Origin of the sequence: Rhizobacter sp. SG703, assembly GCF_012275445.1 — a bacterium.
Lineage (GTDB): Bacteria > Pseudomonadota > Gammaproteobacteria > Burkholderiales > Burkholderiaceae_C > Rhizobacter.
The window spans coordinates 513,319-534,990 of record NZ_JAAZQK010000001.1 but is presented as its reverse complement, the minus strand read 5'-3'; the positions used below and the strand labels follow the sequence as shown (position 1 = coordinate 534,990).

The 21,672-nt window shown below is 72.4% G+C and carries 12 protein-coding genes; 7 read left to right on the top strand and 5 right to left on the bottom strand.

Going from position 1 to position 21,672, the window contains the following annotated elements:
• Window positions 1-32 precede the first annotated feature (32 nt).
• A complete protein-coding gene (locus FHT26_RS02280; protein WP_168558551.1) occupies window positions 33-488 on the top strand; it encodes a hypothetical protein in 456 nt (151 codons plus the stop codon).
• A gap of 64 nt (window positions 489-552) precedes the next feature.
• A complete protein-coding gene (locus FHT26_RS02275; protein WP_168558550.1) occupies window positions 553-2,400 on the top strand; it encodes an RICIN domain-containing protein in 1,848 nt (615 codons plus the stop codon).
• A gap of 21 nt (window positions 2,401-2,421) precedes the next feature.
• Here FHT26_RS02275 and FHT26_RS02270 read toward each other — a convergent pair whose 3' ends face one another.
• Entirely contained in the window at window positions 2,422-6,654 is a 4,233-nt protein-coding gene (locus tag FHT26_RS02270) for a chemotaxis protein CheB (RefSeq protein WP_168558549.1), read from the bottom strand.
• Window positions 6,655-6,805: 151 nt separating this feature from the next.
• Here FHT26_RS02270 and FHT26_RS02265 point away from each other — a divergent pair, with 151 nt between their 5' ends.
• Entirely contained in the window at window positions 6,806-7,846 is a 1,041-nt protein-coding gene (locus tag FHT26_RS02265; protein WP_168558548.1) for a chemotaxis protein CheB, read from the top strand.
• A 42-nt stretch (window positions 7,847-7,888) separates the two neighbouring features.
• Here the strand turns inward: FHT26_RS02265 and FHT26_RS02260 are convergent, their stop codons facing one another.
• Window positions 7,889-9,271: a sigma-54-dependent transcriptional regulator gene (locus FHT26_RS02260; RefSeq protein ID WP_168558547.1), complete on the bottom strand. Its 1,383-nt coding sequence runs from the start codon at window positions 9,269-9,271 to the stop codon at window positions 7,889-7,891.
• 74 nt (window positions 9,272-9,345) lie between these two features.
• Window positions 9,346-12,333, bottom strand: coding sequence for an ATP-binding protein (locus FHT26_RS02255; RefSeq protein ID WP_168558546.1), 2,988 nt, complete (start codon window positions 12,331-12,333; stop codon window positions 9,346-9,348).
• Between the two features lie 210 nt (window positions 12,334-12,543).
• On the opposite strand from FHT26_RS02255, the gene rpoN reads away from it, so the two are divergent.
• The 4 genes from rpoN to FHT26_RS02235 are packed head-to-tail and all read left to right on the top strand — an operon-like array spanning window position 12,544 to window position 19,466.
• Window positions 12,544-14,067 (top strand): RNA polymerase factor sigma-54, encoded by a 1,524-nt coding sequence (gene rpoN, locus FHT26_RS02250; protein ID WP_168558545.1) that lies wholly within the window; start codon window positions 12,544-12,546, stop codon window positions 14,065-14,067.
• An 18-nt stretch (window positions 14,068-14,085) separates the two neighbouring features.
• Window positions 14,086-16,875: an ABC transporter transmembrane domain-containing protein gene (locus FHT26_RS02245; RefSeq protein ID WP_168558544.1), complete on the top strand. Its 2,790-nt coding sequence runs from the start codon at window positions 14,086-14,088 to the stop codon at window positions 16,873-16,875.
• 54 nt (window positions 16,876-16,929) lie between these two features.
• Window positions 16,930-17,679, top strand: a complete 750-nt coding sequence (locus FHT26_RS02240) for an SDR family oxidoreductase (protein WP_168558543.1) — start codon at window positions 16,930-16,932, stop codon at window positions 17,677-17,679.
• Between the two features lie 14 nt (window positions 17,680-17,693).
• Entirely contained in the window at window positions 17,694-19,466 is a 1,773-nt protein-coding gene (locus FHT26_RS02235; protein ID WP_168558542.1) for a carbamoyltransferase family protein, read from the top strand.
• Here FHT26_RS02235 and FHT26_RS02230 read toward each other — a convergent pair.
• On the bottom strand, window positions 19,409-20,434 hold the full coding sequence (locus tag FHT26_RS02230; RefSeq protein WP_168558541.1) for a UDP-glucuronic acid decarboxylase family protein: 1,026 nt from the start codon (window positions 20,432-20,434) through the stop codon (window positions 19,409-19,411). The genes FHT26_RS02235 and FHT26_RS02230 overlap by 58 nt on opposite strands.
• A complete protein-coding gene (locus FHT26_RS02225) occupies window positions 20,431-21,672 on the bottom strand; it encodes a glycosyltransferase (protein WP_168558540.1) in 1,242 nt (413 codons plus the stop codon). Before FHT26_RS02225 ends, FHT26_RS02230 begins: the two co-directional genes overlap by 4 nt.

Below are 21,672 nucleotides of genomic sequence, written 5' to 3'. Positions count from 1 at the left end.
GGAATCCAAAAACTTCGAGGCGGACAACAAAAATGAGGCCTGTCGGGTCCGAGCACCTGCGCCAGTCGCTGTCGCTCGCGGCGCTTCCGCCCGCGAAGCCGGCTTGGCTGAAGCCGGTCACGCGCATCGAACCGGGCGAGACCTTCCTGTCCATTCCTCGCAGTGTTGCACCCGAGACGACGCAGCCGCTGGCGCACCTGCTGTTCGCGCTGAAGCAAGAGGGCGTCAACCTGCAGATTCTCGCGCAGGCCCTCCCGCGCGTGTGTCGAATCACCGGCGCAAGCAGCTCCGGAACCGCGTGCCTGAGGGGCTGTTCGATGCGGTTCAGGAAGCGGCGATGCGCTCCGCTCCGCCGGACTGAAAGCGTTTCCAGTGTCCCCGCCTGTTTGGTAACACGGCGCAATCGCCGCGACGCATCCGGGCATCGTTCGCCTGCTGGGACGGCACGGCTCTGCTCGGCGTCGACAGGTTTCGGCTTGTTGCAATGACCCGGTGCGCGGCCTCGCCGCACAACTCCAGAATCCGCCTGCCACACACAGGGGAGAGCAGGGCATGACAACGCACAGCACGGCGCGCGCAGCGGGCCACCGGACTTCATTGCTGCCGCTGGCGATCGCCGCGGCGGCGCTCGTCGCGGCCTGCGGCAGTGGCGATGACGCATCGTCATCCGCGCAGGCCGGCGCCAACGCCAACGCCCAGGACGCCGGCCGCGAAGCCGCCGCCGGCGTCTCCACCGCGACGCTGCCGGTCGGCCGCTACGTGATCGTCAATGCGCTGAGCGGCAAGTGCGTCGACGTCGCCGCGGCCAGCACCGCCGACGGCGGCAACATCCAGCAGGCGAGCTGCAACTCGAACCTGGCCCAGGCCTTCGACGTCTCGCAGCCGTCGGCCGGCGTCTACAAGCTGGTCAACGTCGCCAGCGGCAAGGCGGTCGATGTCGCGTCGGCCGGCACCGGCGACGGCGTCAACGTGCAGCAGTGGGCCGACAACGGCACCAATGCGCAGCGCTTCCGCATCGAGCGCGTGCAGGGCAACCGCTACGTGCTGACCAACGTCAACAGCAGCAGGTGCGTCGACGTCGCTGCCGCCTCGCTGAACGACGGCGCCAACATCCAGCAATGGGGCTGCAACGGCAGCGGCGCGCAGCAGTACCACTTCTACCCGCTGACGGCCGCCGGCCGCGGCACGCTGCCGGTCGGGCAGTACACCATCAGCTCGAACCACTCGCACCTGTGCGTCGACATCCAGGGGGGCAGCACGGCTGCCGGCGCGCCTGCGGTGCAGGCCGCCTGCGGCAGCGCGCATACGCAGAAGTTCGACGTGCTGCCGGAGCAGGGCGGCGCCTACCGCTTCTCGAACGCGCAGACCCACCAGTCGCTCGACATCGCCGGCGTCTCGACCGCCAGCGGCGCGCTGCTGACGCAGTGGACCGACACCGCCGGCGACAACCAGCGCTTCACCGTCAACGCGACGCCCGACGGCTACCAGGTCGTCGCGCGCCACAGCGGCAAGTGCCTGGACGTGGCCGACTGGAGCACTGCGCCGGGCGGCAAGCTGCAGCAGTGGGACTGCACCGGCACGCAGGCCAACCAGCGCTGGGCCTTCTCGGCCGGCAGCGGCGACACGACCACGCCCAACCAGCCGCCGACCCAGCCGCCGGCCGGCTGGCGCCTGGTGTGGCAGGACGAGTTCAACGGCAGCACGATCGACGGCACCAAGTGGGGCTTCGAGGTCAACGGCGGCGGCGGCGGCAACAACGAGCTGCAGTACTACACCGCGCGGGCCGAGAACGCCTCCGTCGCCAACGGCGTGCTGAGCATCAAGGCGCTGAAGGAACGCTTCTGCTCGACCGACGGCTGCCGCGACTACACCTCGGCCCGGCTGCGCACGCTGAACAAGGGCGACTGGCTGTACGGCCGCATCGAGGCGCGCATCAAGCTGCCGGGCGGGCAGGGCCTGTGGCCGGCGTTCTGGATGCTGCCGTCCGATTCGGTCTACGGCGGCTGGGCGGCCAGCGGCGAGATCGACATCATGGAAGCGGTGAACGCCGGCGCGGCCGGCGGCAACACCGTCTACGGCACGCTGCACTACGGCGGCAGCTGGCCGAACAACACCAACTCCGGCAAGCCCTTCGTGCCGGCGAGCAGCATCCTGAACGACTTCCACGTCTACGCGGTCGAATGGGAAGCCGGCGTGATCCGCCACTACGTCGACGGCACGCTGTACAACACGCAGACGCAGTGGTGGTCGAGCGGCGGCGCATTCCCGGCGCCGTTCGACAAGCGCTTCCACATCCTGCTGAACGTCGCGGTCGGCGGCAACTGGCCGGGCGCGCCGAACGGTGCGACGACCTTCCCGCAGCGCATGGACGTCGACTACGTGCGGGTGTACCAGCGCTGAGCGATCGCCGGCGGGCAGGCGTCACGCCGGGCGCCGCCAGCGCGCGATCAGCTCCTTCAGCTTGGCGACGTCGATCGGCTTCACCAGGTGCGCATCGAAGCCGGAGGCCGACGAGGCCTGCCGGTCCGCTTCGCTGCCCCAGCCGGTGGCGGCGATCAGCAGCATGCCGCGGCCCCACTCCTCGTTGCGCACCCGCCGCGCCACCTCGTAGCCGTCGAGCCCCGGCATCGCGATGTCGAGCAGCGCGACGTCGGGCACCATCTCGACGATGCAGGCCATCGCCTCGACGCCGTTGACAGCCGTCTTCACCAGGTGGCCCTCGGCCGACAGCAGCGTCGCGAGCGACCACGACGCGTCCTCGTTGTCGTCGGCGATCACGATGCGCTGCGGTGCGGGCCGGGTGTCGCCGGCCGTCGTGGCGCCGTCGTCGGTGTCCACCGGCAGCTCGTCGCCGGTCGGAGCGAGCGGCAGCCGCACGATGAACGCGCTGCCGTGGCCGGGGCCGTCGCTGCGCGCCTCGACGGTGCCGCCGTGCATCTGCACGATGCTGCGCACCAGCGACAGCCCGATGCCCATGCTGTGCGCGCTCTTGGTCTCGATCTCGCCGCTCTGCCAGAACATGTCGAACATCGATTCGAGCGCCTTCGCATCCAGGCCCCGGCCGTTGTCCGACACCGTCAGCACCAGCTGGGCGCCTTCGGTGTGGCCGGTCAGCGCGATGCGACCGCCGTCGTCGGTGTACTTGGCCGCATTGACCAGCAGGTTGGACAGCACCTGGCTGAGCCGCGACGGGTCGGCGTCCAGCATCACCGGGCGGGCCGGCAGGCTGACGCCCAGCTCGTGGCCGCGGCGTTCGATCTCGCTGCGCGCAGTCTCGACCGCCGCGTCGACCACGCTGCGCAGTGCGACGCGCCGCTGCGTCATCGCGAAACGCCCCAGGCGCAGGCGCGACACGTCGAGCAGGTCGTCCAGCAGGTCGCGCATGCTGCCGACCTGCTGGCGCAGGATGCGGATCGCGCGCTCGTGCGCATCGCCTTTCGACGCACCGGCCGCCAGCGTCTCGGACGCACCGGAGATCGACGCCAGCGGGTTGCGCAGCTCGTGCGACAGCACCGCCAGGAAACGGTCCTTTGCGGCGTCGGCGGCCTCCAGCTCGAGCCGCGCCTTCTCCTTTTCCTCGAGCGCCTGCAGCAGTTCGAGCCGCCCTTGCGCCAGCGCGTCGCTGGTCAGGCGTTCGGCGGTCTGGTCGCGCAGCACCTTCACGGCGCCGATCACGGTGCCGGTGGCGTCGCGCATCGGTGTCATCGCGCCGCTGGCCCAGAAGCGCTCGCCGTCCTTGCGCTGATGGGTGCGCTCGTCCATCGCGCGGCCCTCGCGCAGCGCGGTGGCCTGCTCGCGCTCCGGCACGCCGGCGGCCCGGTCTTCGTCGGTGAAGATCACGTCGCAACTCTGGCCCAGGATCTCGCTTTCGGTGAAGCCGAGCAGCCGCTGCGCGCCGGCGTTCCACGAGGTCACGCGGCGCTCCATGTCCATCGAGAAGATCGCGTACTCGACCGCGCTGTCGACCACCAGCCGCAGTCGTTCTTCCGACGCGCTCAGCGCCGCCTGGCCGTGCTTGCGCTCGGTCACGTCGACCAGCGTCAGCACGATGCCGGCGATGCGGTCGTCCACCGTGCGGTACGGCAGCATGCGCACCAGGTACCACTTCTGGCGCGAATCGTCGACCTCGCGCTCGATCGGCACCAGCCCCTGCAGCACCCGCCGCGCATCGGCGTCGAGCGTCGGGTAGTTCAGGTGGTTGGTCAGGTGCGACAGCGGCCGGCCGACGTCGGTCGGGATCAGGTTGAACAGCTCGACCGCCGACGGCGTGTAGCGGGTGATGCGCAGGTCGCGGTCGAGGAACACGGTGGCGATCGCCGTCGCGTCCATCAGGTTCTGCATGTCGCTGTTGGCATGGCCCAGCTCGTCGACCTTGCCCTTCAGCTCGTGGTTGACGGTGGTCAGCTCCTCGTTGATCGACTGCAGCTCCTCGCGGCTGGTCTCCAGCTCTTCGGTCGCGGAACGCAGCTCCTCGTTCATCGCCTGCAGCTCTTCGTTGCTGGCCTTCAGCTCCTCGGTCGAGGCCTCGTACTGCTCCACCGTGTCGCGCAGGTGCGCCTTCAGCCGCTCCAGTTCGCGGTCGAGGTGGTGCGACAACGGGTCGGCCTCGACCGGCGCCGGCGGCCGCGGCGCCGGCTCGAGCGCTTCGCCGGCCGCCGCCGATTCGAGCAGCACCAGCAGCATGCCGGGCGCCGCCTGGTTCATCGGCTGCACGCTGATGCGCACCGCCACCGGGTCGCCGCCCAGGTCGATCGCCAGCGGCGGCACCGTGATGCGCTCCTCGCCGAGCGCCGCCTTGTACAGCGCCGCGCGCAGCTCGACGCGCAGCGACGGGTGGATGGCCCGCAGCAGGTTGCGGCTCGGCTCGCCGCCGCTGAACTGCAGGAAGCGGCCGGCGCTGCCCGACAGGTGCACGATCTCGTGCTGGCCGTCGACCAGCATCGACGGCGGGGCCAGCATCTCGATCATCTTGAAATGCAGCTCGGCCCATGAGATCGAGCGGCCGTTCGCGTCGGCCAGCGGGCGCACATCGGCCAGGTCGCGCGAGAACGAGCTGCCGGCGACCATCGGGCTGGCGCGCGCCGCGTTCTGCAATTCGAGTGCGCGGGCGATCGAGCCGGCGCCGCTGGGCATCGGCATGCTGACGCGCGACACCGGGCGCGGCGCGTGGATGCGGTGCTTCTTGTCGAGCGTGAAGAAATACGGGCTGTCGTCCTCGACCGTCTCGGACGCGCCGATGAACAGCCGGCCCTCGGGCAGCAGCGCGAATCGCGCGGTCTCGAACACCCGCTGCTGCGCCTCGCGGTTCAGGTAGATCAGCAGGTTGCGGCACGACATCAGGTGCAGCCGCGAGAACGGCGAATCCTTCAGCAGGTCGTGCGCGGCGAACAGCACCATCTCGCGCAGTTCGCGCCGCACCCGGTAGCCGCGGTGCTCGCGGGTGAAGAACGTGCGCAGCCGGTCTTCCGGCACGTCGGCGGCGATCGTCAGCGGATAGATGCCTTCGCGCGCGATGCGGATCGCCTCCTCGTCGAGGTCGGTCGCGAAGATCTGGATCGGCGGCGGCGTCTCGAGCTTGCGCGCGTGCTCGGCCAGCAGCATCGCGATCGAATAGGCTTCTTCGCCGGTCGCGCAGGCCGCCACCCAGACGCGCACCGCGTCGTTCGGCGCCTTGTCGCGGAACAGCAGCGGGATGTGCGCTTCGAGCGCCGTGAAGCAGTCGGCGTCGCGGAAGAAATTGGTGACGCTGATCAGCAGGTCCTGCAGCAGCGCGCCGGCTTCGCCGGGCAGCGTGCGCAGGCAGCGCAGGTACTCGCCCAGCTCCTGCACGCCGTTGACCATCATCCGCCGCGCGATGCGCCGCAGGATGGTCGCGCGCTTGTAGTTCGAGAAGTCGCGGCCGGTGCGGGTGCGCAGGAAGCTCAGCACCTCGCGCAGCTCGGCCTCGCCGTCCGGCTGGCGAGCGTCGGCCACCGGCTGCTGGCCGTGCACCGGCGGCAGGCGCAGCTTCGACTCGAGCCGGATGTAGTCGAGCACGCGCGGCGCGATCTCGTCGACCGGCAGCACCCAGTCGACCATGCCGGTCGCGATCGCCGCGCGCGGCATGCCGTTGTGCTCGGCCTCGTCGGGGTCTTGCGCGACGGCCAGCCCGCCGCGTTCCTTGATGCGCTTGATGCCCATCGCGCCATCGCTGTCGGCGCCCGACAGCACCACCGCGACGGCGTGCGAGCCGTGGGTGTCGGCCAGCGTGCGGAAGAACAGGTCGACGGCCACCGGCCCGTTGCGTGCCGCCGGCATCTCGGTGAGCTGCAGGTGGCCGTCGTACATCTGCAGCGCCTTGCGCGGTGGAATCACGTAGACGGTGTCGGGCTCGATCTGCACGCTCTGGCGCACCTGCACCACGCGCAGCGAGGTGTGGCGCTGCAGCAGTTCCGCCAACGTGCTCTCGTGCTCGGGCGACAGGTGCAGGATCACGACGAAGGCGACGCCGGGCGACGCCGGCACGGTGCGAAAGAACGCCGTGAGGGCCGGGATGCCGCCGGCCGATCCGCCCAGGCCGATCACCGGCAGCTTGTCGTATCCCTCCTGCGGCAGGCCGTCCGGCAACGCGCTGCCGGCGTCTTGTTCTGCGGGGTCCGGACCGATGGCGTCCATGTGCTTGTCCCTTGGCTGCAAGTGCATCTGCGATGCGAGGCGCAATCGACAATGCTACGTCAGCCGGTTGCAGAAACCGGGTGGGCTGACCCGCAAAAGAAGGGGAACGCCGCTTGCCCCCGCAGGCCGTGTGCCGCCTCGTCGACTGCAGATGAATCGACCTTCCAGAATCGTGCTGATCGGTGCTTCGGCGGGTGGCGTCGCGGCGCTCACCGATCTGACAGCCGGATTGCCGAAGGATTTTCCGGCGCCGGTGCTGCTGGTGCTGCACATCGGCGCGCACCGCAGCAACCTGCAGGAGCTGCTGCAGCGCCGGTGCCCGCTCGACGTGGCGACCGCACGGCACGGCGAGCTGCCGCGGGCGGGCACCGTGCGGGTGGCGCCGCCCGACGAGCACATGGTGCTGGTGGGCGGGCACATCGAACTGACGCGCAGCGCGAAAGAGAACCACACGCGGCCGGCGATCGACCCGCTTTTCCGGTCCGCCGCCCTCGAATTCGGCGCGCAGGCGATCGGCGTGGTGCTGACCGGCACGCTGGACGACGGGACCGCCGGCCTGCAGGCGATCAAGGCGGTCGGCGGCACCGCGGTCGTCCAGGACCCGGCCGATGCGGCCGAGCCGGGCATGCCGGCCAGCGCACTGCGCCATGTGCGGGTCGACCACTGCGTGGCGCTGGCGGCGATGCCGGCCTTGCTGGCATCGCTGGCGGGCCGGTCCGTCGACAGCGCCGCCGCCGTGCCTGGCAACGGCACCGGCGCCGCCCAGGAGCTCGCCGCGATGTCGCCCGCCCGCCAACGCCTCTTCCACGAGCAGCAACTGATGCTCGGGCTGGGCAATTTCGTCGAGCACCTGCGGGCCATCGGCCGGCCCTCGATGTTCACCTGCCCCGAATGCCAGGGCGCGCTGTGGGAGCTGGACGACGTCGCGCCGCGCCGGCTGCGCTGCCACACCGGCCATGCGTTCACCGATCGCAGCCTGCAGCAGGCCGTGTCGGAGGGGGCGGACGAGGCCCTGTGGGCGGCGCTGCGCGCGCTGCAGGAAAAGGAAAGCCTGATGGCCCACCGTGCCGCCGAGCACCGCGACAGCGACCCGCTGGAAAGCGCGCGCCTCGCCGCCGCGGCCCGCAGCGCGGGGCGGCAGGCCCGTGCGCTGCGCCAGCTGCTGCACCGGCCGTCGCCGCCGGACGAGTGAACGGCGGTGGCGGCGCGCCGGCCGGCGTCGTTCCGGCCCGCGTCACTTCTCCTTCGCGCCGTCCGTCCCGTTTCGGTCGCCGCCGTACTCCTTCAGCCGGTTGTAGAGCGTCTTCAGGCTGACGCCGAGCACCGCCGCGGCGCGCTCCTTGTGGTGCTTGAAGTGCCGCACCGTCTCGAGGATCAGCTGCCGCTCGGCCTCGGCCAGCGAGGTGCCGAGCGGGATGCACAGGTGGTCCTCGTCGCGCACCGCCGGCGCGCGGGCCGGCTCGGCGTCCACCGGCAGCCATTCGTCGGTGATCGTCGCGCCGTCGGCCATCACGTAGCTGCGCTGCACCACGTTGCGCAGCTCGCGCACGTTGCCCGGCCACGAGTACTGCGTCAGCTTGCGCAGCGCGGCCGCCGAGAAGCGCCGCGCCTCGCCCTCCTGCGCGCTGATGGTCTCGGCGAAATGCTCGGCGAGCAGCGGGATGTCGGCGCCGCGCTCGCGCAGCGGCGGCAGCGCCAGCGGGAACACGTTCAGGCGGTAGTACAGGTCCTCGCGCAGCCGGCCGCTCTTCACCGCCTGGTCGGGCTGGCGGTTGGTGGCCGCGATGATGCGCACGTCGGCATCCTGGTAGGTGCTGGAGCCGACCCGCAGGAAGGTGCCGGTCTCCAGCACGCGCAGCAGCTTGACCTGCAGCTCCAGCGGCATCTCGGTGATCTCGTCGAGGAACAGCGTGCCGGCGTGCGCCCGCTCGAAGAAGCCCAGGTGCTGCCGCTCGGCGCCGGTGAAGCTGCCTTTCTCGTGGCCGAAGATCTCGCTTTCCATCAGCTGCGGCGAGATCGCGCCGCAGTTGATCGCGAGGAAGGGCGCGTGGCGGCGCCGGCTCAGGTCGTGCAGCGTGCGCGCGACCAGTTCCTTGCCGGTGCCGCTCTCGCCGGTGATCAGCACGCTGACCGAGGTGCCGGTCACGCGCGAGATCTGCGCATAGACCCGCTGCATCGGCTCGGAGCGGCCCCACAGCAGGCCGAAGCGGCCGCTGCGCTGCCACTCGTGCGACACGCTGACCAGCTCGGCGTTCAGCGTGGCCGGCGGCATCGCGCGCGACAGCACGCCTTCGAGCTGGCGGGCGCTGACCGGCTTCACCAGGTAGTCGGCGGCACCCAGCCGCAGCGCCTGGATGGACGTTTCCAGCGTCGCGTGGCCGGTGATCAGCACCACCTGCGCATCGGCGATCGCCGACGGCGGGTCGAACAGCGCCAGCCCCTGGCCGTCGGGCAGCTGCAGGTCGAGCAGCACCAGCTCGGGCGGGGCTATCGCCAGCTGGCGGCGCGCCTCGCGCAGCGTGTGCGCGACGCCGACGGTGAAGCCGGCCTTCTCGACCAGCGCGGCCATCATGTGGGCGGCATCGGCATCGTCTTCGACGATCAGCACTCGGCTCATTCGGTCTTTCCTCGGGATGTGGCGGACAAGGACAGGGACATCGGTTCAGCTGAGGGCGCTCTGCGAGGACGCAATCAGACTTCGTTCAACTGGCGGCGCAGCTGCTCGCCATGCACCGGCTTCACCAGGTGGGCGTCGAAGCCGGCTTTCAGCGAGCGCCGCACGTCGTCTTCGCGGCCGTAGCCGGTCAGCGCGACCATGCGGCCCGGGTAGCCGCTCGCGCGGGCGTGGCGGGCGATCTGCAGGCCGTCGAGCGTCGGCAGGCCGATGTCGACGATGACCAGGTCGGGGCGCTGCGTCAGCACCGCCGCGAGCCCGGCGCCGCCATCGCTTTCCGACAGCACCTCGTGGCCGTCGACGCTCAACAGGCCGTGCAGCGCGGCCAGCGCATCGGCGTTGTCTTCGATCACCAGCACCCGGCGGGGCGCGACCGGCGGTCGCCAGGCCGGCGCCTGCGACGTGGCCGGCGCCGCCACGCCGCGCAGCCGGATCTCGAAGCAGGTGCCGTCGGCGCCGCTGTCGACGCCGATCGTGCCGCCGTGCAGCTCGACCAGCCGCTTGGCCACCGTCAGCCCGAGGCCGAGGCCGCCGTCGCGCCGGTCGCTGCGGCGCTCGCCCTGCGCGAACAGGTCGAAGATGCGCGGCAGCAGGTCGGGCGCGATGCCGGGGCCGTCGTCGCCGACCTGCAGCACCGCCTCGCCGCCGTCGCGTTCGAGGCGGATCCGCACCGTGGTGCCGGCCGGCGTGTACTTCAGCGCGTTGCCGACCAGCTGCGAGATCGCCTGCTCGATGCGCAGCGGGTCGACTTCGGCCCAGGCCTCGTCCAGCGCGAGCGCGAGTGCATGGCCGCTCGCCGCCGCACCGGCCTGCAGCGGGGCCAGCGCCGAGTGCACCAGCGGCGCCAGCTCGCACACCTGGCGCACCAGCGCCATCTGGCCCGACATCAGCCGCGTGGTGTCCAGCATCTCGGCCATCAGGCGGGTCAGGTGGCGGGTCTGGCGCGCGATGATCTCGCAGGCGCTCGCGACCAGCGCGGGCGGCGGCCGGCTGGCCAGCACTTCGGCCGCCGACGAGATCGCGCCGAGCGGGTTGCGCAGCTCGTGGCCCAGCATCGCGAGCAGCTCGTCCTTCGCGCGGTTCACCGCCTCGGCCTTCTCGCGCGCCTGCTGCTCGTGCGCCATCAGCGCGACGGTCGCCCGCTCGGCGCGGCGCCGGTCGCTGACGTCGATGCTGACGCCCAGCAGCTGGCAGGGCCGGCCGTCGTCGCCGTAGCTGATCGCCACGCGCGTCGAGATCCATCGCTCGCGGCCGTCCGGCAGCGCGATGCGGTATTCCAGGTTCTCGCTCGCGCGCCGCGCGGCGAAGGCGCGCAGCAGCACCAGCTCCATGTCGCGCCGGTCGTCGGGTTCCGCCAGGTCGAGCAGCTCGGCCAGCGTGCCCGCGAGCGCTTGCCCGTCGCGTCCGAGCAGCCGGGCCTGGCCGGGCGTCCAGGTCAGCAGGTCCTGCGCGACGTGGTACTCGAAGAAGCCGACCTGGCCGACCTCCTGCGCCAGTTCCACCAGCCGCTGGCTCTCGCGCAGGCGGCCGTTGCTCTGCAGCAGCTCGTTCTTCGCGCGCACCTGGTCGCTGATGTCGACCAGCGCGCCGATCGCACCGCGCGGGCGGCCGTCGTCGTCGCGCAGCGGCATCGCGCTCGCGAGCACGCGTTGGCGCGGCCGGCCCGGCAGCTGCACCTCCAGCTCGGCGGTCTCGACCGGCTCGCCGGTGCGCGCCGCCACGCACAGCGGCCAGTCGCAGCGCGGCAGCGGCCGGCCGTCGCGCAGCATCTGCCAGCCGTCGTCGCCGTTGCTGCCGGCCTGCGGCGACGGGCCGAACAGCCGGTCCATCGCGGCGTTGTGCGTGACCACGCGGCAGTCGACGTCGTGCGCGAACGCGAGCCCGACCGGCGTGCAGGTGAACAGCGTCTCGAACTCCTCGGCGCGGCGCTCCAGTTCGGCGCGGGCCGCACTGTCGCGTTCGCGCGCCTGGCGCATCGCTTCGCCGAGCGCCTCGATCTCGCGCACCTGCGGGCCGTGCGACGGGGTCGCGTCCAGCCCCGCGGCGAGCCGCTGCAGCGGCCGCGTGATGCGCCGCGCCATCAGCAGCGCGACCGACCAGCCGAGCAGCAGGCAGGCGCCGACGGTCGCGAGCGCGGTGGCGACCGCGGCGCGCTGCGCCTGCTCCAGCGGCATCGCGGCGTTCGACACCATCACCCGCCAGCCGCTGCCGGCGACCTGCTGCTGCGCGACGTAGGCGTCGCCGAGTTCGGGCTGCGGCAGCCGCATGACGGCAGGCTCGACCGCGCCGCGGCACATCGGGCTCGCGACGAAGCGCTCCGGCGCCTCGGTGCGGGCGATGGCCCGGCCCTGGCCGTCGCACAGCGTGCTGATGCCGGCGTCCAGCGGCACCGCGTGTTCGATCAGCGACTGCCAGGTGCGCAGCGGGATCCAGACACCGAGCACCCGGGGCGGCGCATCCCGGCCCGACGGATCGGGCCGCATCGCCGGCAGCGGCACCATCACCGCCGTCGCGTACTGCCGGCTGCCCGGCTCGGTGACGAGGTCGGAGACGACCGCGCCGAGCCCCGGGCCGACGCGCTGCAGGTCGGGCAGCCGCAACCTGTCGCGCCGGCCCGGCGTCGCGGTGTCCAGCCGCAGCGTGCCGTCGGCATCGGCGACGAAGGCGCCCTGCCAGCCGGCGCGCAGCCGGCCGGCGGCGGCCAGCCCGCGGGCGAACGCGCCCATGTCGCCGCCGCGCAGGCTGTCGGATACCGCGAGGATGTTGAGCGCGTCGATCGACGATTCGAGCTCGCGCTCGACCGCCTTCGACAGCGCGGTCGAGGCCGCGGCCAGCCGCGCCTGCCGCCGCGCCTCGTCGCTGCGCAGCTCGTCGAGGATCTGCCACGACATCAGCGCGGCGATCGGCACCGCCGCCAGCAGCAGCACCAGCAGCAGCGTGCTGCGCAGCGACAGCTGCATGCCGTCGAAGCGCTGGCGCAGGGCCTGCACGGACGGTCGCTTCATCGCGATCCCCCGCCGGGTTGCGGCACGCCGATTGCAGCAAAAACTGCTGGAAACGGAAAGCGCCGACACGAAGCCCGCGGGCGGCGCGGGACGACCGCCGGCGCGTTCTGCGCAGGCAGCGCCAGCAAAAAAACAGCGGTGTCGGCGTGCGGCATGGGCCTTGCCTTTTCGGTGCATCTGAAACCCACACGAGACCGGAGGCTCCGTCCCATGTCTGCGTTGACCTTGCGTGCCGACCAGCGGCAGCATCAGGCTCTTTCACCCCGTCTCCAGCAAGCGGTGCGCCTGCTGCAGCTGTCGTCGATGGAGTTTGCGCAGGAAGTGCGCCAGGCGCTCGACAGCAACCCTTTTCTCGAACCGGTCGAGGACGAGGGACCGCCGCTGCCGCAGGGGCTGGCGATCGGCGGCATCCTGCCGGCCTCGGCGGTCGGCGAGGGGCCGGGCGATCCCGGCCCCGAGTCCGATCCCGAGATCGACGCCGTGCCCGGCACCGGGCCCGACGCCGCCGAGGAGCGCGACGACTGGCACCTGGCCGGCGGGGCGGCCGGCGGCGGCAGCGACGCGCCGCGCGGCGACGACGGCGAGTCGTCGCCGATGAACCGTGTCGCCGCACCGACCTCGCTGGCCGACGCGCTGCACGGCCAGCTGCACGTGCTGCCGCTGCCGCCGCGCGATCTGACGCTGGCGAAGGCCATCGTCGACTCGCTCGACGACGACGGCTACCTGCGCCTGGACAGCCTCGACGAGCTGGTCGAGGTGACGGCGCTCGACCCGCCGGCGACGCCGGACGAACTGCAGATCGCGCTGCGCCGCGTGCAGTCGCTCGAACCGGCGGGCGTCGGCGCGCGCAACGTGGTCGAGTGCCTGTCGCTGCAGCTCGGCGCCATCGCCTGCCCGGAGCAGCGCGCGCTGGCGCGGCTCATCATTGCGGAGCGGCTGGACGCGCTGGCCGGCAAGGACATGGCGGCGCTGGCGCGCATCCTCGGGCGGCCGCTGCCGCTGGTGGCCGACGCCTGCGCGGCGATCCGCCGGCTCGACCCGCGGCCGGGCTGGCGGCTCGGCCATGCCGACATCCGCTACGTCACGCCCGACGTGATCGTGCGCCGCGGCCACTCGCGCTGGCTGGTGCAGCTGAACCCGGCGGTGGTGCCGCGGGTGCGGCTGCACCGGGTGTACGCCGATCTGTTCTCGCGCCAGCGCGGCGACGAATCGCACCCGCAGATGGCCGAGCAGCTGCGCGAGGCGCGCTGGACGCTGCGCAACGTCGAGCAGCGCTTCGCCACCATCCTCGGCGTCGCGCAGGCGATCGTGAAGCGCCAGCACCTGTTCTTCGACTACGGCCCGCCGGCGATGAAGCCGCTCGGGCTGCGCGAGATCGCCGACGAGGTCGGGGTGCACGAATCCACCGTCTCGCGCGTCACCAGCAACAAGTACATCGCGACGCCGAGCGGCGTGTTCGAGCTGAAGTACTTCTTCTCGCGCGCGATGACGGCCGGCGACGGCGGCCTGGCCTACTCCGGCACGGCGGTGCGCGGGCTGATCAAGGAGATGCTCGAGCAGGAGGAGGCCGGCCAGCGGCTGTCGGATGCCGAGATCACGCGCCGGCTCGCGCGGCAGGGGCTGGTGGTCGCGCGGCGCACCGTCACGAAGTACCGGCACCAGCTGCGCGTCGACTCGGTCGGGCGGCGGCGCGCCGACGAGGCGCAGGCGGCGCGCGACGGCGCGGTCGCCTGAATCCGCGCGACGGCAACGATGGCGGCCACCTTCGACCGGCGCCGCGTCTTCGCCGGGCTGTGGGCGGCGGCCTGGCAGCACCGCGGCCGCGCGGCGCTGGCGCTCGTGCTGCTGGTCCTCGCGAAGGCGGCCGGCGTCGTGGTGCCGCTGGTGCTGAAGGCGATCGTCGACCAGTTCAGCCGGCCCGACGGGCTGGCCGAGCCGGCGAGCGCCGCGCTGGCGGCCGGCGCCGCGTCGGCGGCCGCCAGTGCGGGCATCGCCGCGAGCGGGCCGCCGATGGTGCTGGTGGTGCCGGTCTTCCTGCTGCTCGGCTATGCGCTGCTGCGCTTCCTCGGCACGCTGTTCACCGAGCTGCGCGACCTCGTGTTCGCGCCGGTCACGCAGCGCACCGTCACCGCGGTGTCGCAGCGCAGCTTCGCGCACCTGATGTCGCTGAGCCCGCGCTTCCACGTGCAGCGCAACACCGGGCAGCTGATCCGCGAGGTCGAGCGCGGCACCAGCGGCGTCGGCTTCCTGCTCGGTGCCGGGCTGTTCACCGTGGTTCCGACGCTGGCCGAGTTCGTCGCGGTGCTCGGCGTGCTGGCCTTCAACTACAGCGTCTGGTTCACGCTGATCATCGTCGTCACCTTCGTCGTCTACGCGACGCTGACCACGCTGCTGACGCAGAAGCGCGAACTGCGGCAGCGCCGCGTCAACGAGATGGACTCGCGCGCCAACGGCCGGCTGGTCGACAGCCTGCTGAACTACGAGACCGTCAAGAGCCACGCCCGCGAGGACTACGAGCGCGAGCGCTATGCCGCGATCTGCGAGCAGTGGGTCGCGGGCACCGTCACCAACCAGCGCATGCTGTCGGCGCTGCACATCGGGCAGAGCGCGGTGATCGCCGCCGGCGTCGCGGCGGTGATGCTGCTGGCCGGCCAGCAGACGGTGCGCGGTCTGATGACGGTCGGCGACCTGGTGCTGCTGAATGCCTACGTGATCCAGGTCTGCCTGCCGCTGAATGCGCTGGGCTTCGTGTTCCGCGAGGCGAGCGATGCGCTGGTCAACACCGAGAAGCTGTTCGCGCTGCTCGACGAGAAGCCCGACATCGAGGACCGCATCGGCAGCACCGCGCTGCAGCCGCGCGGCGGCCGGATCACCTTCGAGCACGTCGACTTCTCTTACGAGGCCGGCCGCCAGGTGCTCAGCGACGTCGACCTGGAGCTGCCGGCCGGCAGCACGGTGGCGGTGGTCGGTGGCAGCGGTTCCGGCAAGTCGACGCTGGCGCGGCTGGTGCTGCGGCTGTACGACGTGAACGGCGGGCGCATCGCGATCGACGGCCAGGACGTGCGCGCGCTGACGCTGCGGTCCTTGCGCGAGGCGATCGGCGTGGTGCCGCAGGACACCGTGCTGTTCAACGACACGATCGCCTACAACATCGCGTACGGCCGCCAGGGCGCCGGCATCGCCGAGGTGGTCGAGGCGGCCAAGGCGGCCCAGGTGCACGAGTTCATCCTGTCGCTGCCGCAGCAGTACGAGACCGTGGTCGGCGAGCGCGGCATGAAGCTGTCGGGCGGCGAGAAGCAGCGCATCGCGATCGCGCGCGCCTTCCTGAAGAACCCGCCGATCATGATCTTCGACGAGGCCACCTCGGCGCTCGACACCCGGGCCGAGCGGGCGATCCAGGGCGAGCTGGACCGCATCGCGCAGGGCCGCACCACGCTGGTCATCGCGCACCGGCTGTCGACCGTGGTGAATGCCGACGAGATCGTCGTGCTCGACAAGGGCCGCATCGTCGAGCGTGGCCGCCACGATGCGCTGCTGGCGCGAGACGGGCTGTATGCGCAGCTGTGGAACCTGCAGCGCCAGCAGCAGGAGTTCGAGCGGCTGGAGCGGCAGATGGCGCGCCAGCCGGTCAACCTGGTCGCGCTGGTCGCGAACGCGATCGACGGGCTGCGCGCGGCCATCGACGCGCGCCAGGTGCGGCTCTACACCGACATCGACATCGACAACGCCAGCATCACCGGCGACCCGAGCACGCTGGCCCAGGTGCTGCGCGAGCTCGGCATGTGGGCGGTGCAGGCGACGCCGCCGGGCGGGCGCGTCGAGCTGAAGCTGGAACGGCGCGACGGCAACGCCTGCCTGAGCGTGACCGACGGCCGCCACGCGGCCGGCAACGGGCTGCCGGCGGCCGCCAACGATGAGATGCCGCTGCCGCACGGCACCGAGACGCCGCTCGACCCGATGCAGCTGCGCTCGACTGTCGAGCGCCAGGGCGGCAGCTTCTCGATCGAGCCGCCGGGCGCGCTGAACGGCATGCGCTACCGGGTCGACCTGCCGCTGCGCGCGATCGTCGCCGATGCGGTGCCGACGCAGCCGGTGCTGCCGCTGGCGCCGCAGCCGCTGGCCGGGCTGCGCGTGATGGTGGTGGACGACAGCGCCGACGCGCGCGAGTCGCTCGGCATGGTGCTGGAGGTGGAGGGCGCCGACGTGCTGCTGTTCGACAGCGGCAGCGCGACGCTCGACTGGCTGGGGCGCCACCCGGCCAGCCTGTGGCCGGCGCTGATGGTCTGCGACATCGTGCTCGGCGACGAGGACGGCTACGGCGTGATGCGCCGCGTGCGGCAGCTGGAGGACCAGCGCCGCGTGCCGCTGGAGCAGCGCATGCCGGCCGTCGCGCTGACCGGGCTGGCGCAGCCGGACGACCGGGTGCGCGCGCTGATGGCCGGTTTCCAGGTGCACCTGGTGAAGCCGGTCGAGCCGCGCGAGCTGGTGGTCGCGCTGTACACGCTGGCTGGCCGCGGCGGGCCGGCCCGGGCCGCCGCCTGAGCGGCACGCCGCCTGCCCTTTCCGGGCTGCGGCATTTCTTTCCAAGGAGAACCCATGACATCTTCCATTCCCTCGTTGCGCGGCCAGGTGGTCGTCGTCACCGGCGGCTCGCGCGGGCTCGGCGCGGCCATCGCGCAGGTGCTGGGCGAGGCCGGCATGAAGCCGGTCATCGCCGACCTGGCGGTCGAACGCGCGCAGGACCGGGTCGCGGTGCTGGCCGATGCCGGCATCGAGGCGGTCGCGCTGCCGCTGGACGTCGGCGACGACGCGCAGGTGCGCGCGATGCTGTCCGAGGTGCGCGAGCGCTTCGGCCGGCTCGACGCGGTCGTCAACAACGCGGCGATCGACATCACCGTGCCGATCGCCGAGCTGGCGGCCGACGACTGGGAGCGCGTGCTGCGCACCAACCTGACCGGGCCGTTCCTGGTGGCCAAGCATGCGGCGGCCATCATGGGCCCGAAGACCGCGGGCGGCGGCGGCGGGCACATCGTCAACATCGCGTCGACCGCGTCGAAGCGCGCGTGGCCGAACGCCGCCGCGTACCACGCGACCAAGTGGGGGCTGCTCGGGCTGTCGCACGCGCTGCATGCCGAGCTGCGGCCGCAGGGCATCAAGGTGTCGGCGGTGGTGGCCGGCGGCATGCGCACGCCGTTCCTGCTCGACCGCTTCCCGGACATCGACCCGGGCGTGCTGCAGGACCCGCTGAACGTCGCCAACGCGGTGCGCTTCGTGCTGAGCCAGCCGGACGAGACGGTGGTGCCGGAGGTGACCGTGCTGCCGATGCGCGAAACCTCGTGGCCGTGAACGGAGGTGCACCGATGATCACGCTCGGCCTGAACGCCGCCTTCCACGACTCCGCCGCCGCGCTGGTGGTCGACGGCACCGTCGTCGCCGCCGCCGAGGAGGAGCGCTTCACCCGCATCAAGCACGGCAAGCGGCCGGTGCCGTTCTCGGCCTGGGAGCTGCCGTACCACGCGATCGACTTCTGCCTGCGCCAGTCCGGCATCACGCTGCGCGACGTCGACCACGTGGCCTACAGCTACGACCCGCAGCACTTCCTCGGCGACCGCCCGGCAGACCGGTTGACGCTGCCGATGCAGCCGTCGCTGGCACCGGGCGGCGACTGGGAGAACCCCTGGGATCCGCTGTTCGCCGCCTACATCGTCAACGCGCCGCGCCAGCTCGCCGACGGCGCACCGCACCACCTGCGCCGCCGGCTGGCCGGCGTGCGCGCCGACGCGGCGCCGTACCGCTGGCATTTCGTCAACCACCACCTGTGCCACCAGGCCAGCGCCTTCCTGGCCGCGCCGTTCGCGCGCTGCGCGGTGATGACGCTGGACGGGCGCGGCGAGCACGCCACCACCACCTACGGCCGCCATCGCGACAGCCGCTACGAGCCGATGGGCGAGGTGCTGATGCCGAGCTCGCTCGGCATGCTGTACGAGCAGGTCACCGCGCACCTCGGCTTCCTGCGGTCGAGCGACGAATACAAGGTGATGGCGCTGGCGGCGCTCGGCACGCCGCGCTACGCCGGTGCGCTGCGCGAGCAGGTGCGCATCGGCCGCGACGGCCTCTACACGATCGCGCCGGTCGACCTGGACGCGCTGGTCGGCCCGAAGCGCGAGGCCGGCAGCGAGCTCGCCGAGCGCGACCTCGACCTCGCCGCGTCGCTGCAGGACGTGCTGGAAGACACCGTGCTCGCGCTGGCCGGCTGGCTGCGCGAGGCGAGCGGCGAGCGGCAGCTGGCGATGGCCGGCGGCGTCGCGCTGAACTGCGTGATGAACTCGCGGCTGCGCGACAGCGGCATCTTCGACGCGGTGTGGGTGCAGCCTGCTGCCGGCGATGCCGGCACCGCGCTCGGCGCCGCGCTGTGGACCGATGCGCGCGAACGCCGCGGCCTGGAGCCGGACGACCGCGCGCTGCACGCGGTCGATACGCTGGCGCCGCGGCGCTGGCAGATGGACCACGTCTACCTCGGCCCCGGCTTCGAGGACGACGAGATCGAGGCGCTGCTGACCTGGGCCAAGCTGCCGTACCGGCGCAGCGATGCGCTGGCCGACGAGGTGGCGCGGCTGCTGGCCGACAACCGCATCGTCGGCTGGTTCCAGGGCCGCATGGAGTTCGGGCCGCGCGCGCTCGGCGGCCGCTCGATCCTCGCGTCGCCGATCACGCCGCAGATGCAGGCACGCCTGAACGAGCTGAAGGACCGCGAGGATTTCCGGCCGGTCGCGCCGGCCGTCCCGGTCGAGGACCTGCCGCAGTGGTTCGCACCGGCCGATGCGAACGGCGGGCGCTCGCCGTTCATGCTGTTCACCTACGACGTGCTGCCGGGCCGGCGCGACCGCATTCCGTCGGCCTGCCACACCGACCGCACGGCGCGGGTGCAGACGGTGGACCGCGAGACGAACCCGCGCTTCCATGCGCTGCTGAAGGCCTTCGGCGAGCTGACCGGCGTGCCGGTGCTGGTCAACACCTCGTTCAACGTGCGCGGCGAGCCGATCGTCTGCACGCCGCGCGCGGCGGTCGAGGCCTTCTACAGCACGCCGCTGGACGTGCTGGCGATCGGCTCGTTCATCGTCGAGAAGCGCTGAGCGCTGCCGGCGTCCGCGGCCGGCATCTGCCGGAAGTACGCGATCGTCTCGCGCAGCCCGTCTTCCAGCGACACCCGCGGCGACCACTGCAGGTGGTGGCCGGCCCGCGAGATGTCGGGCCGGCGGCGCTTCGGGTCGTCGGGCGGCAGCGGGCGCCGCTCGATGGCCGACCGGCTGCCGGTCAGCCGCAGCACCAGCTCGGCCAGTTCCAGCACCGTGTGCTCGACCGGGTTGCCGAGGTTGATCGGGCCTTCGATCGCGCTGTCCATCATGCGCAGCAGCCCGTCGACGGTGTCGTCGACGTAGCAGAAGCTGCGCGTCTGGCTGCCGTCGCCGTAGACCGTCAGCGGCTCGCCGCGCAGCGCCTGCACGATGAAGTTGCTGACCACGCGCCCGTCGCCCGGCCGCAGCCGCGGGCCGTAGCTGTTGAACAGCCGCACGATGCGCACCTCGCTGCCGTGCTCGCGGTGCCAGGCCATGCACAGGGTTTCGGCGACGCGCTTGCCTTCGTCGTAGCAGGCGCGCGGGCCGATCGGGTTGACGTGGCCGCGGTAGGACTCGGCCTGCGGGTGCTCCTCGGGGTCGCCGTAGACCTCGCTGGTCGAGGCCTGCAGCACGCGCGCGCCGTCGCGACGCGCCGCCTCGAGCGCATGCCACATGCCGAGCGTGCTGGTCAGCGTGGTCTGCACCGGGTGGCGCTGGTAGTGCGCCGGGCTGGCCGGGCACGCCAGGTTGTAGATGCGGCGCAGCGGCGGCAGGTCGGCCGGCCACGGCTGCGCGATGTCGTGCTGCCGCAGCGTGAACCGGTCGCGGTGCGGCGACGCCGCCAGGTGGGCCAGGTGCGACGCATCGCCGGTCGAGAAGTCGTCCAGCACCAGCACCGCGTCGCCGCGCGCCAGCAGGCGGTCGCACAGGTGGCTGCCGAGGAAGCCTGCACCGCCGGTCACCAGCACCAGCGGCGCCGTCATGGCGTGAGCTTCGCGTTGGCGCTGCGACGCGCGGCCGGCACCGCGCCGATCGCGGCACGCAGGCCGCTGCCGCGCGCCGCCAGCTGCGCGAGCAGCGCCGCGGTGCGCCGCACGCTGTCGGCCAGCTCGAAGCGGGCGACGGCGCGCGCCCGCGCCTGCGCGCCCATGCGGGCCGCGAGGCCGGGCGTCTGGAACAGCTGCGCCAGGTGGTGCGCGACCGCCTCGGCATCGCGCGGGCCGGTCAGCCAGCCGGTGGCACCGCTGTCGACCAGGTCGGGCACGCCGCCGACGTGGCTCGCGACCACCGGCAGGCCGCTGGCCATCGCCTCCATCAGCGCGAGCGGCATCGCCTCGGACTGCGAGGTGTTGACCAGCACGTCGAGCTGCCGCCACACCGCCGGCATGTCGTCGCGCACGCCGGCCGGCAGCACCGCATCGCCGAGGCCGAAGCGCTCGATGAACTGCTGCACCGACGCGCGCAGCGGCCCGTCGCCGACCAGCACGAAGCGGGCGCGCGGCAGCGTGGCGCGCAGCAGCAGCGCGGCGCGCAGGAACACCTCGGGGCCTTTCTCCGGCGACAGCCGGCCGACGAAGCCGATCAGCGGGTCGCCCTCGGCGAGCCCGAAATGGCGGCGCAGGTCGTCATCGCCGCCGTCGCCATGGCGGCCGTCGCGCGGCCGGAACACCTGCGTGTCGACGCCGTTCGGGATGCAGCTGAGCTGCGCCGCGTCGACGCCCATGCTCAGCGCGTGCAGGTGGCTGTGCCGGCACACCACGCTGAGGTGCGTGCCGGCGAGCCGGTGCACCTCCAGGTCCATCGGCGTGACGTGCCGGCTGTGCACGGTCGCGATGACCGGCTTGCCGCACAACTTGCCGACCAGCCCGGCCAGCAGGTGGGCGTTCGGCATGTGGGCATGCAGCACGTCGATGCCGCCGGCGCGCACCAGCGCGCAGGTGGTCATGATCGACGCCCACGGCGGGTCGTCGGGCATCGCGGCGGTCAGCACGTCGACGTCGAGCGCGCGCAGCCGGTCGGTGAACCGGCTTTCGCACGGGCACAGCACGGTGACCGCGAACTGCGCGCGCGGCAATTGCTCGATCAGCCGCAGCACGCAGTTCTCCATGCCGCCGACGATCGCGTTGCCGACGACTTCGAGCACGCGGGTCGGTCCGCCGGCGGCCGGCGGTGCGGTGGGGGAGGACAGCGAGACGGAATGCAGGTTCGCGGGAGTGCCCAT

What these genes read in the sequence shown, in the direction of transcription:
- FHT26_RS02240 (WP_168558543.1), top strand. Translation starts at nt 16,930, where the DNA reads ATGACATCTTCCATTCCCTCGTTGCGCGGCCAGGTGGTCGTCGTCACC.
- FHT26_RS02235 (WP_168558542.1), top strand. Translation starts at nt 17,694, where the DNA reads ATGATCACGCTCGGCCTGAACGCCGCCTTCCACGACTCCGCCGCCGCG.
- FHT26_RS02265 (WP_168558548.1), top strand. Translation starts at nt 6,806, where the DNA reads ATGAATCGACCTTCCAGAATCGTGCTGATCGGTGCTTCGGCGGGTGGC.
- rpoN (WP_168558545.1), top strand. Translation starts at nt 12,544, where the DNA reads ATGTCTGCGTTGACCTTGCGTGCCGACCAGCGGCAGCATCAGGCTCTT.
- FHT26_RS02275 (WP_168558550.1), top strand. Translation starts at nt 553, where the DNA reads ATGACAACGCACAGCACGGCGCGCGCAGCGGGCCACCGGACTTCATTG.
- FHT26_RS02245 (WP_168558544.1), top strand. Translation starts at nt 14,086, where the DNA reads ATGGCGGCCACCTTCGACCGGCGCCGCGTCTTCGCCGGGCTGTGGGCG.
- FHT26_RS02260 (WP_168558547.1), bottom strand. Translation starts at nt 9,271, where the DNA reads ATGAGCCGAGTGCTGATCGTCGAAGACGATGCCGATGCCGCCCACATG.
- FHT26_RS02230 (WP_168558541.1), bottom strand. Translation starts at nt 20,434, where the DNA reads ATGACGGCGCCGCTGGTGCTGGTGACCGGCGGTGCAGGCTTCCTCGGC.
- FHT26_RS02280 (WP_168558551.1), top strand. Translation starts at nt 33, where the DNA reads ATGAGGCCTGTCGGGTCCGAGCACCTGCGCCAGTCGCTGTCGCTCGCG.
- FHT26_RS02270 (WP_168558549.1), bottom strand. Translation starts at nt 6,654, where the DNA reads ATGGACGCCATCGGTCCGGACCCCGCAGAACAAGACGCCGGCAGCGCG.
- FHT26_RS02255 (WP_168558546.1), bottom strand. Translation starts at nt 12,333, where the DNA reads ATGAAGCGACCGTCCGTGCAGGCCCTGCGCCAGCGCTTCGACGGCATG.
- FHT26_RS02225 (WP_168558540.1), bottom strand. Translation starts at nt 21,672, where the DNA reads ATGGGCACTCCCGCGAACCTGCATTCCGTCTCGCTGTCCTCCCCCACC.